This window comes from Halorarum halophilum, assembly GCF_013401515.1.
In the GTDB taxonomy this organism is placed as follows: domain Archaea; phylum Halobacteriota; class Halobacteria; order Halobacteriales; family Haloferacaceae; genus Halorarum; species Halorarum halophilum.
This window is the reverse complement of the sequence record NZ_CP058529.1, coordinates 910,506-923,048: the sequence shown is the minus strand read 5'-3', so window position 1 is coordinate 923,048 and position 12,543 is coordinate 910,506. Positions and strand designations below refer to the sequence as shown.

Below are 12,543 nucleotides of genomic sequence, written 5' to 3'. Positions count from 1 at the left end.
GCCCGCTTATCACGACTCCGCCCGTACTGGCACGACATGTCCGGAGCTACCGAACCTCTCCCGGAGTCGACGCGCGTCGGCCGGACCGTGCTTCACGTCGCCGACCTCGCTGGCACGACGGCGTTCTACCAGCGCGTCGTCGGGCTGGCGGTCCTGACGCGGGAGCGGACGACCGCGACGCTCGGCGTCGACGGGACGCCGCTCCTCGTCCTGGAGGCGGACGCGGACGCACCCGAACGCGACGAGTCCGCCACGGGCCTCTACCACAACGCGTTCAGGGTTCCCACCCGTGGCGCGCTCGGCGACGCCCTGGCCCGGATTCGGAACCACTGGCACCTCGACGGGGCGTCGGACCACGGCTTCAGCGAGGCGCTCTACCTCGCGGATCCGGAGGGGAACGGCGTCGAGATCTACCGCGACCGACCGCGCGAGGACTGGCCGTTCCGTGAGGACGGCCGGCTGCGCGGGATGTCGGACCCCCTCGACCTCGACGCCCTCGCGACGGACGCGATCGGCGGAACCGGGGCACCGGCCGGTACGACCGTCGGACACGTCCACCTCGAGGTCTCCTCGACGGAAGCCGCACGGGAGTTCTACGCCGGGACGCTCGGCTTCGACGTGACGACCGACCTCGCGCCGTCGGCGCTGTTCCTCTCGGCTGGCGGCTACCACCACCACGTCGCCGTCAACACGTGGCACCAGCGCTCGACGCCGGCGGCCGGACGGGGACTAGAGTGGTTCGAACTGATTCTCCCCGACGGGGACGCCGTCGCCGCCGTCGCGGAACGCGTGGAGGCGAGCGGCGGTTCAGTCGCGGAACTCGACGACGGCGTGGAGATCGCGGACCCCGACGGCATCGCGATCCGGCTTCGACCCGAGGAGTGAACCACGTCGTCACCCGCCTGCCCCCCTTCACCGGAACCGTCGTCGATCCCGATTCACCCGGCTCGTCCCCAAGCCTGATTCACCGGGACCGCCGCCGGGTCCATCCTCCCGTCTCGCTCGGGGATTCGATCCCGCGTCGTGCCCCCGTCCGACCCCGACGCCATGCCGTACACGTAACTACTATACCCCCATGGGACCGAGCCACGAGCACGCATGAGCCAGTCGTACGACAGGGGCCTCGTGGAGGACTTCGGCCGGTGGCGGGAGTTCTCGGCGGGGATGTGGGCGTGGGTGTTCCACAAGTTCACGGGCTGGGTGCTCGTGGGCTACCTCTTCACCCACATCGCCGTGTTGAGTACAGCGACGACCAGCGAGACGGCGTACACCAACACCATCCAGGCGCTGGAGTCGCTACTCGTCGTCCGCCTCCTCGAGATCGGGCTGCTGGCGGTGGCCGTCTTCCACATCCTGAACGGCCTCCGCCTGCTGTTCGTCGACCTCGGGGTCGGCCTCCGATCGCAGGACAGGAGCTTCTACGCGTCGCTGGTGCTGACGGGCGCCATCGTCGTGGCCTCCGTCCCGACGTTCCTCGCGGGGGTGTTCGGCTGATGGCCGAGCACTACTCCTCGTTCGAGCGCGGCGGGCGCGGATGGCTCTGGCAGCGCATCACCGCGGCGTTCCTCGTCGTCGTGCTCGCGTTTCACTTCTTCCTGCTCCACTTCGTGAACCACGCCGACGAGGTCACGTTCATGGCCTCGAGCGTCCGGATGGGGGACCTCGCCTACTACTCGCTGATGATCCTGTTCCTCGTCACGGCGACGTTCCACGGCGTCAACGGCGTATACAACGCGCTCGTCAACCAGGGTCTCACCGGTACCAGGAAACGGGTCGTCAAGTACGTCCTCGTGCTCGCGAGCCTCGTCCTGATCGTTCAGGGCGTCCGCACCGCGAACGCGTGGGCCGGCCTCCCGACGTTCTAACCATGAGTACGCAAATCCCAGAACCGGAAACCGAGGCGGAGAGCGAAGGCGCGGAGTCGGAGACGGCCCCGGCGGAGACGCTCCCACCGGCCCAGCAGGCCAGGCTGCAGCGGAAGGCCGAGGAGCGGGCCGATCGCGAGGAGCGCGCCCGCGAGGAGGCCGAGGAGGAGGCCTCCTCGGACGAGAACACGTACCACCTCAAGGTGTTCCGCTACGACCCCGAGGTGAAGGGGAAGCAGGAGCCCCGCTTCGACGACTTCTACGTCCCGTTCGAGAAGGGGATGACCGTCCTCGACGCGCTCATCCACGCGCGGGACACCTTCGACTCCTCGCTCACCTTCCGTCACTCCTGCCGGCAGGCGATCTGCGGGTCGGACGCGTTCTTCATCAACGGCTCCCAGCGGCTCGGCTGCAAGACCCAGCTGTCGGACCTCGACGAGCCGGTCCGCGTCGAGCCGCTCCCGCACGCCGAGGTGCGAAAGGACCTCGTCGTCGACATGGAGCACTTCTTCGACCAGATGGAGTCGGTCGAGCCGTTCTTCCAGACGAACGACCTGCCCGACGACGAACTCGAGGAGCAGCGCCAGAGCCCGGAGAACCGCGAGAAGGTGAAGATGTCCACGCGGTGCATCTGGTGTGCCGCCTGCATGTCCTCGTGTAACATCGCGGCGGGCGACAACGAGTTCCTCGGGCCGGCGGCCATCAACAAGGCGTACCGCTTCGCGATGGACGAGCGCGAGGGCGAGGACCTCAAGCAGCACCGGCTGAACATCATCGAGCAGGAGCACGGCGTCTGGCGGTGCCAGACCCAGTTCTCCTGCACCAACGTCTGTCCGAAGGACATCCCGCTCACCAAGCACATCCAGGAGCTCAAGCGCGAGGCGGTCAAGAGCAACCTGAAGTTCTGGTAGCGACACACGACACTACACAAACCATGCACGAACACGACGTCATCGTGGTCGGCGCCGGCGGCGCGGGACTCCGCGCGGCCATCGCCGCCCAGGAGGAGGGCGCGGACGTTGCCATCGTCTCGAAGTTGCACCCGGTGCGGAGCCACACGGGCGCGGCCGAGGGCGGGATCAACGCCGCGCTGCGCGACGGCGACTCCTGGGAGGACCACGCCTACGACACGATGAAGGGCTCGGACTACCTCGGCGACGCGCCAGTGGTCGAGACCCTCTGCAAGCAGAGCCCGAAGGAGACCATCCAGCTCGAACACTGGGGGATGGCGTTCTCGCGGGACGAGGACGGGCGTGTCTCCCAGCGGCCGTTCGGCGGCCTCTCGTTCCCCCGCACCACCTACGCCGGCGCCGAGACGGGCCACCAGCTGCTCCACACGATGTACGAGCAGCTCGTGAAGCGCGGCGTCACCGTCTACGACGAGTGGTACGTCACCGACCTCGCGGTCACCGACGAGGAGCGACCAGAGGACCGCACCTGCCACGGCGTCGTCGCCTACGACATCAAGTCGGGCGAGCTCTCGGGCTTCCGGGCGAACGACGGCGTCATCCTGGCGACCGGCGGCCCCGGCCAGGTGTACGACCACACGACCAACGCGGTGTCCAACACCGGCGACGGCGTCGCGATGGCCTACCGCGCGGGCGTCCCCATGGAGGACATGGAGTTCATCCAGTTCCACCCGACGAGCCTGCCCAGCACGGGTGTGCTCATCTCTGAAGGCGTGCGCGGCGAGGGCGGCATCCTCTACAACGCCGAGGGCGAGCGCTTCATGTTCGAGTACGGCTACGCGAGCAACGACGGGGAACTCGCCTCCCGCGACGTCGTCGCCCGCGCGGAGCTGAGCGAGGTGAACGCGGGGCGCGGCATCGAGGACGAGTACGTCCACCTCGACATGCGCCACCTCGGCGAGGACCGCATCACCGACCGACTGGAGAACATCCTCCACCTCGCGGAGGACTTCGAGGGCGTCGACGGGCTGGAGGAGCCGATGCCCGTGAAACCCGGCCAGCACTACGCGATGGGCGGGATCGAGACGGACGAGAACGGCGAGACGTGCATCACCGGCCTGTACGCCGCGGGCGAGTGCGCCTGCGCGTCGGTCCACGGGGCGAACCGCCTCGGCGGCAACGCGCTCCCCGAACTCATCGTCTTCGGCAAGCGCGCCGGCCAGCACGCCGCGGGCAGGGACCTCGGCGAGGCCCAGGTGACGACGGGTCAGCAGGGCGAGTACGAACTCGGCGAGGTCGACACGCCGGTCGAACCCGGCGCGGTCGGCGCGACCGGCACCGGGGACGACGCCGCGGCGGACGGCGGCGTCAGGACGGAGACGGGCAACGCAGCCGCCGGCGACGTCGTCGAGCGGACCGTCGAGGCCGAGCGCGAGCGCGTCCAGGCGCTGATGGACCGCGACGAGGGCGTCCAGCACGCCGAGATCCGCGCGGCCGTCCAGCAGTCGATGACCGCGAACGTCAACGTGTTCCGCGAGGAGGCGGGGCTCAAGCAGGCGCTCCGCGACATCCGCGAGGCCCGTGAACGGTACCAGGACGTCTTCGTGAAGGACCCATCGCGGACGTTCAACACGGACCTCATCCAGACGATCGAGACACGCAACGTCCTCGACCTCGCGGAGGCGATCACGCTCGGCGCGCTCGCCCGCGAGGAGTTCCGCGGCGCCCACTGGCGCGCGGAGTTTCAGGAGCGCAACGACGACGAGTGGCTCAAGCACACGATGCTGTCGTGGAACGACGGCACGCCCGAACTGTGGTACAAACCGGTCCTCCTCGAGGGCGAGGAGAAGAAGTACGAGCCGAAGATCCGGTCGTACTGACTCCACTGTTCTCTCGAAAGTTTTGCCGGACCGGTCCGTCAGGAGTCGAAGACCGGGTCCGACACGCGTCGACGCCCAGTTTACTCGGAACCCGATGAACCCGTCACGTCGCCGTCGATGGCCTCCAGAGGCCCTCTCCGTGGGATTTCGACGATAGTCGTACGGGGGTTTTACGGGTGTCGAAGCCATGGTGTCGGTACGATCATGCAGGCACGTACGCGACCCGGACCGACGGGCGAGGCGGAGACGGCGATGGAGCGAGTTCCGGCGGAGCTCTCCTCGCCCCGCGCGAAACTGGTCTACCTCTACCTCGCGACCCACGGCGCGGTCACGGAGGACGACCTCTGTGAGGGGCTCGACATGAAACGCCTCTCGCTGTACAGCATCCTGAAGACGCTGCGGAAGGGCGGCTTCGTCTCGCGGGACGACGACCGGTACGTCCTCGACTGATTCTCATCGGGTGGTCGGTGCGGTCAAGTTCCAGGACGTGAGCTTCGGGGATCCGAAACCGCGAGGAACTACCAGGAAGCCCCCGTGGTTCTCGACTTACGGGAGACGTTCCTGCTCGCTCGCTTCGCTCGCTGTCGTTCGAGAGAGCGAAGCTCTCTCGTGATGACGAGACGGCAGAGCCGTCTCGAACCATGCGGGCTGCGACTCCCGAAGTCCCGTTCGCTGACGTTCACGAGACTCGCGCGCCACACGCTGGGCTTTCCCTCGGAGCAAGCTCCTCGGACGTGCACGAAAATCGGAGTTTTTCGGCAGCGGGCGAGCGCTTCGCTCTCGCGGCCTCAGCGAATCCCCGATTCGCAGAGTGATGAACGGCGTAGCCGTCTAGAACCATCACGCTTGCTGGTGCTCACGTGACCCTCACGCCCATCGAGTGGCGCGGCCCGGCTATCGAACGCGTACGCTACGGTTGTCAACCGCGACGCTCGACTGACCATCCGGGGGCTCTCGAGGCGGTCGCTCGTCCGTCGACCAGCGACCGAATCCGATCACGGAAAAAACGAGCCGGTGAAGCCGATTAGCCGCCCAGGAAGTCCTGCCGGACCTGCTCGTCGGCGAGCAGCGCATCGCCGGAGTCGACGTAGGCGTTCTCGCCGTTCACGAGCACGTAGCCGCGGTCGCAGCGCCGGAGCGCTTCCTTCGCGTTCTGCTCGACCATGAGGATCGACGTCCCGTCCGCGTTGATCTTGTCGATGCGGTCGAACATGTCCGCGACGAGGTCCGGTGCGAGGCCGGCCGACGGCTCGTCGAGGAGCAGGAGGTCCGGGTCGAGCATCAGCGCGCGACCCATCGCGAGCATCTGGCGCTGTCCGCCCGACATCGTGCCGGCCGTCTGCCCCTCGCGCTCTTCCAGGATGGGGAAGCGGTCGTAGATCTCCCGAATCCGGTCCTCGGGGACGTCGTCGAGGATGTACGCGCCCATCTCCAGGTTCTCACGGACCGAGAGGCTCTCGAAGACGTTCTCGTTCTGCGGGACGTAGCCGACGCCCCGGTGGATGATCTCCTCGGGCGCCAGGCCGTGGATGGCCTCCTCCGCGAACGTCACCGTGCCGCCCATGTAGGTCGTCAGCCCGAACACCGACTTCATCACGGTCGACTTGCCGGCCCCGTTCGGGCCGACGATGGTGACGTACTCGCCGTCCGCGACGTCGAGGTCGACGTCCCGGAGGATCTGGAGGTCGCCGTAGCCCGCGTCGAGGTCCCGCACCCGGAGCAGGGCGTCGCCGTCGGTCGCGGATTCGCTCGCCGCCGTCGCGCCGGAGGCGCCGGAAGGGGACGCCTCGGCGGGGCTTCCGTCGCCATCTCGGGCGTCCACCTCGGCGGGGTTTCCGTCACCGCCTCGGGCGTCCACTTCCCCGGCGTCCGAGTGCCGACTCGGGTCACCCATTACACGTCACCCCCGAGGTACGCCTCGACGACCTCCTCGTTGCCTGTGATCTCCGCGGGCGTGCCCTCGGCGAGCACCTGCCCCTGATGCATGACGATAACGTGTTCGCAGTTCTCCATGATGACGTCCATGTCGTGTTCGACGAGCAGGAACGTGTTGCCCCGCTCGCGCAGTTCGTGTACGCGGTCGAGCAGTTTCTCCTCCAGCGTCGGGTTCACGCCCGCCAGCGGCTCGTCCAGCAGGACGAGTTCGGGGTCCGTCAGCAGCGCTCGGGCCATCTCCAGCAACTTTCGCTGGCCGCCCGAGAGGTTCCCCGCGTACTCGTCCGCCAGGTGGTCGATCTCGAAGAACTCCAGCTGCTGCCAGGCACGCTCGCGGAGCTCCTCCTCCTGTTCGATCACCTGGCCGCGGAGGCCGGGGAGGACCGAGTGCCAGAAGCGCTCGCCGACCTGGCCCTTCGGCGCGAGCATCATGTTCTCCAGCACGGTCATCTCCTCGAGTTCACGGGCGATCTGGAACGTCCGGACCAGCCCGCGGTTCGCGATTCGGTGGGTCGACAGCCCGGTGATGTCTTCGCCGTGGAACCGCACGGTCCCGCTCGTCGGCCGGTGGACGCCGGTGATGAGGTTGAACGTCGTGGACTTGCCCGCGCCGTTCGGGCCGATGAGCCCCGTCAGCGTCCCCTCCTCGACGGAGAAGCTCGCGCCGTCGACGGCCGTGATGCCGCCGAACGTCTTGCGGAGGTCCTCGACGACGAGGGGCGGCTCGGAGTCCTCCCCGGGAACCGCGTCCGTCGACTCCTCGGGGGGAGCCTCGGTCGCCTCACTCATCGTCGCCACCCCCGTCGGTCGCGGCGGTACGGCGGCCGAGCGGCACCGCGGCGGCCTCCTCCTTCCGGTGGCCGAGCAGCCCCTCCGGCCGTCGCTGCATCAGCCAGATGAGGATGGCGCCCACCAGGATGAACCGCAGCGCGTTGATGTTGTTGAGCATGAACGCGAGGAACGGCAGCACCTTCCCCTCGAGGAACGGACCGACCGCCCCCGGGAACGTCGGCGGTGCCTGGCCGAGGTTGACGTAGTTCGAGATCACGCGCCTGAGGTACGTCGGCCCCTCCCAGAGCAGGGAGGCGAACAGCGCGCCACCGAGCACGCTCCCCGTGTTCGAACCCGCGCCGCCGATGATGAGCGCGACCCACACGTAGAAGGTGATGATCGGCCGGAACGCGGCGGGGTTCGTGTACCCCTGGCTCCCGTGCCAGAAGATGCCGCCCAGCCCCATCAGCCCGCAGCCGAACATGAACGCGACGATCTTGAACCGCCGGGTGTCCTTCCCCAGCGCCTCGGCGACCTGCTCGTCCTCGCGGATCGCCTTCAGTACCCGACCGAACGGGGAGTTCCCCACCCGGACGAGCAGCACGTAGAACAGCGCGACACCCGCCGCGAGCACGAACAGGTACGCGACGCTCACGATGACCGGCGGGTTCACCGCGAGGTCGAGCGTGAACGCCGGCAGCGGGACGACGCCGAGCCAGGAACTGCCCGGGGGGACGAGTTCGATCCGGAGGTCGCGGAACAGCGGGAACAGCACCGAGCCCAGGAACGCCGGGTCACCCCCGCTGTAGAACAGAAGCCTGACGGGGTTCACGGGCATCGAGATGCCGCCCGCGCCGCCCGTCCCCGTCTCCATCCCGACGAGCGGGATCGTGAACTCCTGGAACGTCTGCGAGGTGAGGGTGAGCCTGACGATCTCGGAGAACGCGACCGTGACGATCGCGAAGTAGTCGGCGCGCAGTTTGAGCGCCGGGAGCGCGGCGAGCAGTCCGACGAAGGACGCCGCGAGTACCCCGCCAAGGACGCCGACAGGCAGCGGGAGCCCGAGCCCCGGAACGCCGCCGACGCCGGGATCGACCGGCCCGGTGAGGATCGCCATCGTGTAGACGCCGACTGCCATGAAGGCGGCGACGCCGATGTTGAACACGCCCGTGTACCCCCAGTGGAGGTTGAGCGCGAGCACCATCATCGCGTACACGGCGGTGAAGAAGAACACCGAGGCGAGCGAGTTCACCAGTCCGTTGAACCCGTATCCGAGCGCTACCGCGAACACGAAGAAGCCGATCGACACGTGGCCGAGTACAATGAGCAGTTTGTCGAGATCCGAGTGCATCCACCGTTCGTCGAGCCACGCGATGTACGGCTCCATCGGCGGCGCCACCGCGAGGTACAGCGTCCCCGCGAGGACCAGCGTGTAGAGGAAGCCGATGAGCGACCCGCCGATCGGCAGCGAACCGAGGTCGAACGAGAGCACCGCCCAGAACACGAGCAGGCCCACGAACAGGTGGCCGAGCGCCGTCGCCCACGCCACGCTCCCGCCCTCCGCCCACTGCTCGCGGAACCAGTCGCGGTACTCGTTCCACGCCCCCACGTCGAGGGGGTTCGAGTCCCGGTCCACCGTCCGATCGTGATCGGTCACGGCCGGACACCCCCTGTCGTTCGGTCGGAGCACGTGCAGCGTGCGAGGTAGCTCACGCGAGCCGCCTCAGGCGGCGAGCGAGCGTGAGGTGAAACGATCGGGGTCACGCCGTCGTCACCCCGGAGAAGATCCCCTCCGGCTTGAACAGCAGGACGAAGATCATCACGGCGAACGCGGCGACGGTGGAGAACTCGTTGGGGATCCAGACCAGCGAGAGGTTCTGTGCGATCCCCATGACGACCCCGCCGAACATGGCTCCGTAGATGGAGCCGATCCCGCCGAGGATGACCGCCGCGAAGATGAGCAGCAGCAGGATCCAGCCGAACTGGAAGTTCATGGTGCCGCGTTCGAGCGCGATGAGGAACCCGCCCGCGCCCGCGAGTCCGCCCCCGATGATCCACGTGAACCGGACGACCCGCTCGGTCGGGATGCCGGTGATCCGCGCGAGGTCCTCGTTGTCGGCCATCGCGCGCATCGCCTTCCCGAGCTTCGTGCGCTGGAGCAGGAGGTGGAGCCCGAGCATCAGCCCGGCAGCCACGACCACGAGCGTCAGCTGGTGGGCGCCGATGTCCACCGTACCGCTGCCGACCGCGAACGCGTACTCGGGGGCTGCCTGCGCGTTCGTGAGCCCGCGGGTCCGCTGGTTGAACACGATGAAGATGATGTACCGGAGCACGAGCGCGACGCCGATGGAGGCGATGAGCAGCGAGATGCCCTCCTCGTCGCGCATCGGCTTGTAGACGACACGGTCGATGAGCAGCGAGAGCACGACCGTGAACGCGCCGGCGACGACGATGCCAACGAGGATGGCGAACGGCGACGTCGCGATGGAGACGCCGAGTTCGCGCGTCGAGAGCTGTCCGATGAAGAGCAACGTCGTGAGGTCGAACTGCCCGAAGCCGGCGATCGCCCACGTCACCGCCCAGCCGGCGAACGCCCCGCTCGTCACGTAGTCGCCGTGGCCGAAGTTCGCGAAGTTCAGGATGCTGTACGTCATGGACAGTCCGACGCCGGCGAGTCCGATCGACAGGCCGACGACCAGCCCCTCCCAGAGATACCCGACCAGGGCAGCGACGGTGATGTCGCCGGTCGAGAGCTGTCGGAGGAGGTCCAGGAACAAGAGCACACAGAGTACCGCGGTCACGACGACGGGAAGTCTGTCGCCGATGACGCGGCGTCCGTGCGCGTACGATTCGCTAATACCCATTGCGATTCCCTCTCACAGTCTCGGGGTCCTTTGAGGGAGTTAAATGTTCCCTCACGCGCGCGTGCGACCACCATTATTCGCATCGCCGTTCGATCGTGCTCGCGTTCCATCCCAACCCACGCCGGAAACTCCAAGCGGCGCGCCCCCGTCGGTGTGTGTGATGGACGGCGTGAGGATCGAGCGCGCGAGGATGGACGACTCGGACAGGCTCGCCGACCTCTGGGTCGACCTGGCGGCGGGCCAGCGTGCCCACGGCTCCTCCCTGCGCGCCGAGGAGAACCGCGCCGTCGCCCGGGACGCGGTGGCCCGTCACATCGTCACCGGTGGGCTCCTCGTCGGCAGGGACGAGGACGGGATCCAGGGGTTCGTCATGTTCGCACCGGAAACGGGGAGCTACGAGCAGGACGTCGAACGAGGCGTCATCCGGAACCTCTACGTCCGGCCGGCGGACCGCGGAAACGGGCTGGGCGGTCTGCTGCTCGCGGCCGCCGAGGAGGAACTCGCCGCCGAGGGGGCCGACGTGGCGTCCCTGGAGGCGATGGCCGACAACGAGGACGCTCGGCAGTTCTACGAGCGCGCCGGCTACGAGGAACACCGCGTGGAGCTCGAAAAGCCCCTGGGGGCGGGCGAAAACGATACCGATTCAAGGGAGGGCGAGTAATCGCCGACGCGCGCCGGGGGAGCATGGGCGGTGCATGCACTCGACTTGTAATCGAGACTTCGCGGGTTCGAATCCCGCCCCCGGCTCTCCCTTCGAGTTCCACTCGAGTGGCAGTCGGTTCCAGGGGGAAGTGTCCGGTTCCAAATCTCCATCGTACCGTCCGAAATCGGCCCTCTGAAACGGTTTAACAGCCCTCTATTATTGTTCCGAGAGCGCATCCGATACCCCGTGAGCAACCAGAACGTCGCCGACTCCCGTCCCGTCCCGCTTGCATCGACGACCGTTTATGAGGGCGAAACGGTGGCCACGACGGTCACGTTCGCGATGGGCTCCGTCCGCGGGGTCGACGCCGCGGAACTCCCCCCCATCCACGACGCCGTCGACACCGACGCGCTCGACGCGCTGTTCCAGGGGAGCGCTCGAACGGGGCAGGTCAGCTTCCCCTACTGCGACCACCTCGTCGTCGTCGACGGGAACGGCCGCGTCGAGATCCACGATCGACCCGTCTGAGGCGGGTCTGCCGAGTAGAATCCCGAGATCGTTCGGTACCACGCTCCCGGGAGCGGCCGGCCGGACTCACTCGACGACGAGCGTCAGGTCCGCGCCGATTCGGAGGCGGCGGTTCCCGCCTGCGTTCCGGTACGCGATCGCGGGCTCCTCCTCGTCGACGATCTCGTACTCGCGCGTCATCGCGACCCCGAACCGTTCCCAGGCGTCGGTCCCCGTGCCGCGGACGTTCAGTAGATCCAGGACCTCCGGGTCGCGGACGTGAGCCAGCAACGGCGGCGTTACGCGGCCGTATCCGCAGGTCGTACAGCCGAGCTCGGCGACGGCCCCGACCGAGAGTTCGCAGGTGCGACACCGCGTCGTCTCCCCCGCGTCGTGATCGAGACACACCACGAGTTCGGCGTCGACCGACCCACCGCACTCCGGGCAGGTGTCGGCCGCGAGCATTCCGATCTCGCGTTCGAACCTCGCGTGAGCCAGTTCGAGGACCTCGGCCGGACTGCGCTCGTCGAGGCCGGCGGGAGGGTAGACGAGCGCGGAGAGCGTCCCGGGCGGGGTGTAGTTCAGCGCGAGGGTTCCCTCGCACGCCCGACACCGGGTGAACACGTGCTCGTTTCCGTACGAGACGGCGACTGGTTCCCCGCACAGGAAGCACGTCTCGTCGACGGTGACCGGTCCGAACCGCGGGTCGTCGGTGAACGTCCCGCTGAGCACGGCGCGCACGACCGACTTGCTCGCCTGGCGCATCGCGTACCCCTCGTCGACCTTCTCGACGAACTGCCCGGTGAGGCGGCTCAGGTGGTAGTTGAACTTGCCGCTGTCCGGCTCGTCGACGGCCTCCTGGAGTTCCGAGTACGCGACGGAACCGCGGTTGTGGTCGCCGCGTTCGGTGGCTTCGTAGAGGGCGAACAGTATCGAGAGCCGAAGCCGTTCGCCGAGCAGGGCGAACGCGGACTCCGGGGAGAGTTCGGTCTCCCCGTCGCGGTCCATGACGTCGTGTAAGTACAGCTGTCTGAAAACTCTATTCAAAAATAACACGCTTCTGCCAATGAATTATCCGGGATAGATCGACTTCCACGCCTGCCCGAGACGGAAATTCGACCCAGGGTCCCAACGGAGGGTCACTCGACGGTGGGTCTTATCCCCGCGGGG

Annotated in this window: 13 protein-coding genes and 1 tRNA gene; 9 read left to right on the top strand and 5 right to left on the bottom strand. The window is 67.8% G+C overall.

Annotated features, from left to right (window positions below):
- Positions 1-36: 36 nt before the first annotated feature.
- The 6 genes from HUG10_RS04865 (at position 37) to HUG10_RS04840 (ending at position 5,103) form a co-directional block, all read left to right on the top strand.
- Positions 37-885, top strand: coding sequence for a VOC family protein (locus HUG10_RS04865; RefSeq protein ID WP_179168487.1), 849 nt, complete (start codon positions 37-39; stop codon positions 883-885).
- A 213-nt stretch (positions 886-1,098) separates the two neighbouring features.
- On the top strand, positions 1,099-1,494 hold the full coding sequence (gene sdhC, locus HUG10_RS04860) for a succinate dehydrogenase, cytochrome b556 subunit (protein WP_179168486.1): 396 nt from the start codon (positions 1,099-1,101) through the stop codon (positions 1,492-1,494).
- Positions 1,494-1,865, top strand: a complete 372-nt coding sequence (locus HUG10_RS04855) for a succinate dehydrogenase (RefSeq protein ID WP_179168485.1) — start codon at positions 1,494-1,496, stop codon at positions 1,863-1,865. Before sdhC ends, HUG10_RS04855 begins: the two co-directional genes overlap by 1 nt.
- 2 nt (positions 1,866-1,867) lie before the next feature.
- Positions 1,868-2,776, top strand: a complete 909-nt coding sequence (locus tag HUG10_RS04850) for a succinate dehydrogenase/fumarate reductase iron-sulfur subunit (RefSeq protein ID WP_179168484.1) — start codon at positions 1,868-1,870, stop codon at positions 2,774-2,776.
- A 23-nt stretch (positions 2,777-2,799) separates the two neighbouring features.
- Positions 2,800-4,653: an FAD-binding protein gene (locus HUG10_RS04845; RefSeq protein ID WP_179168483.1), complete on the top strand. Its 1,854-nt coding sequence runs from the start codon at positions 2,800-2,802 to the stop codon at positions 4,651-4,653.
- Positions 4,654-4,857: 204 nt separating this feature from the next.
- Positions 4,858-5,103: a helix-turn-helix domain-containing protein gene (locus tag HUG10_RS04840; protein ID WP_179168482.1), complete on the top strand. Its 246-nt coding sequence runs from the start codon at positions 4,858-4,860 to the stop codon at positions 5,101-5,103.
- 574 nt (positions 5,104-5,677) lie between these two features.
- Here the strand turns inward: HUG10_RS04840 and HUG10_RS04835 are convergent.
- The 4 genes from HUG10_RS04835 to HUG10_RS04820 form a co-directional block, all read right to left on the bottom strand.
- Positions 5,678-6,547, bottom strand: a complete 870-nt coding sequence (locus HUG10_RS04835) for an ABC transporter ATP-binding protein (RefSeq protein WP_179168481.1) — start codon at positions 6,545-6,547, stop codon at positions 5,678-5,680.
- The gene (locus HUG10_RS04830; protein ID WP_179168480.1) at positions 6,547-7,377 is read right to left on the bottom strand and encodes an ABC transporter ATP-binding protein; all 831 of its coding nucleotides are present in this window, start codon (positions 7,375-7,377) and stop codon (positions 6,547-6,549) included. Before HUG10_RS04830 ends, HUG10_RS04835 begins: the two co-directional genes overlap by 1 nt.
- Positions 7,370-9,016: a branched-chain amino acid ABC transporter permease gene (locus HUG10_RS04825; RefSeq protein ID WP_246310216.1), complete on the bottom strand. Its 1,647-nt coding sequence runs from the start codon at positions 9,014-9,016 to the stop codon at positions 7,370-7,372. The genes HUG10_RS04830 and HUG10_RS04825 overlap by 8 nt, the downstream gene beginning before the upstream one ends.
- A 103-nt stretch (positions 9,017-9,119) precedes the next feature.
- Positions 9,120-10,223, bottom strand: coding sequence for a branched-chain amino acid ABC transporter permease (locus HUG10_RS04820; protein WP_179168479.1), 1,104 nt, complete (start codon positions 10,221-10,223; stop codon positions 9,120-9,122).
- A gap of 169 nt (positions 10,224-10,392) precedes the next feature.
- Between HUG10_RS04820 and HUG10_RS04815 the strand changes: the two genes are divergently transcribed.
- The 3 genes from HUG10_RS04815 (at position 10,393) to HUG10_RS04805 (ending at position 11,394) form a co-directional block, all read left to right on the top strand.
- A complete protein-coding gene (locus HUG10_RS04815) occupies positions 10,393-10,884 on the top strand; it encodes a GNAT family N-acetyltransferase (protein ID WP_394354989.1) in 492 nt (163 codons plus the stop codon).
- A 12-nt stretch (positions 10,885-10,896) separates the two neighbouring features.
- Positions 10,897-10,970: transfer RNA gene (locus tag HUG10_RS04810), tRNA-Thr, on the top strand.
- A gap of 142 nt (positions 10,971-11,112) precedes the next feature.
- Entirely contained in the window at positions 11,113-11,394 is a 282-nt protein-coding gene (locus tag HUG10_RS04805) for a HalOD1 output domain-containing protein (RefSeq protein ID WP_179168477.1), read from the top strand.
- A 66-nt stretch (positions 11,395-11,460) separates the two neighbouring features.
- Here HUG10_RS04805 and HUG10_RS04800 read toward each other — a convergent pair whose 3' ends face one another.
- The gene (locus tag HUG10_RS04800) at positions 11,461-12,381 is read right to left on the bottom strand and encodes a DUF7351 domain-containing protein (RefSeq protein ID WP_179168476.1); all 921 of its coding nucleotides are present in this window, start codon (positions 12,379-12,381) and stop codon (positions 11,461-11,463) included.
- Positions 12,382-12,543: the final 162 nt, after the last annotated feature.

Coding starts and splice junctions, on each gene's coding strand:
- HUG10_RS04835 (WP_179168481.1), bottom strand. CDS start 6,547: ATGGGTGACCCGAGTCGGCACTCGGACGCCGGGGAAGTGGACGCCCGA.
- HUG10_RS04865 (WP_179168487.1), top strand. CDS start 37: ATGTCCGGAGCTACCGAACCTCTCCCGGAGTCGACGCGCGTCGGCCGG.
- HUG10_RS04855 (WP_179168485.1), top strand. CDS start 1,494: ATGGCCGAGCACTACTCCTCGTTCGAGCGCGGCGGGCGCGGATGGCTC.
- HUG10_RS04800 (WP_179168476.1), bottom strand. CDS start 12,381: ATGGACCGCGACGGGGAGACCGAACTCTCCCCGGAGTCCGCGTTCGCC.
- HUG10_RS04845 (WP_179168483.1), top strand. CDS start 2,800: ATGCACGAACACGACGTCATCGTGGTCGGCGCCGGCGGCGCGGGACTC.
- HUG10_RS04840 (WP_179168482.1), top strand. CDS start 4,858: ATGCAGGCACGTACGCGACCCGGACCGACGGGCGAGGCGGAGACGGCG.
- HUG10_RS04820 (WP_179168479.1), bottom strand. CDS start 10,223: ATGGGTATTAGCGAATCGTACGCGCACGGACGCCGCGTCATCGGCGAC.
- HUG10_RS04830 (WP_179168480.1), bottom strand. CDS start 7,377: ATGAGTGAGGCGACCGAGGCTCCCCCCGAGGAGTCGACGGACGCGGTT.
- HUG10_RS04850 (WP_179168484.1), top strand. CDS start 1,868: ATGAGTACGCAAATCCCAGAACCGGAAACCGAGGCGGAGAGCGAAGGC.
- sdhC (WP_179168486.1), top strand. CDS start 1,099: ATGAGCCAGTCGTACGACAGGGGCCTCGTGGAGGACTTCGGCCGGTGG.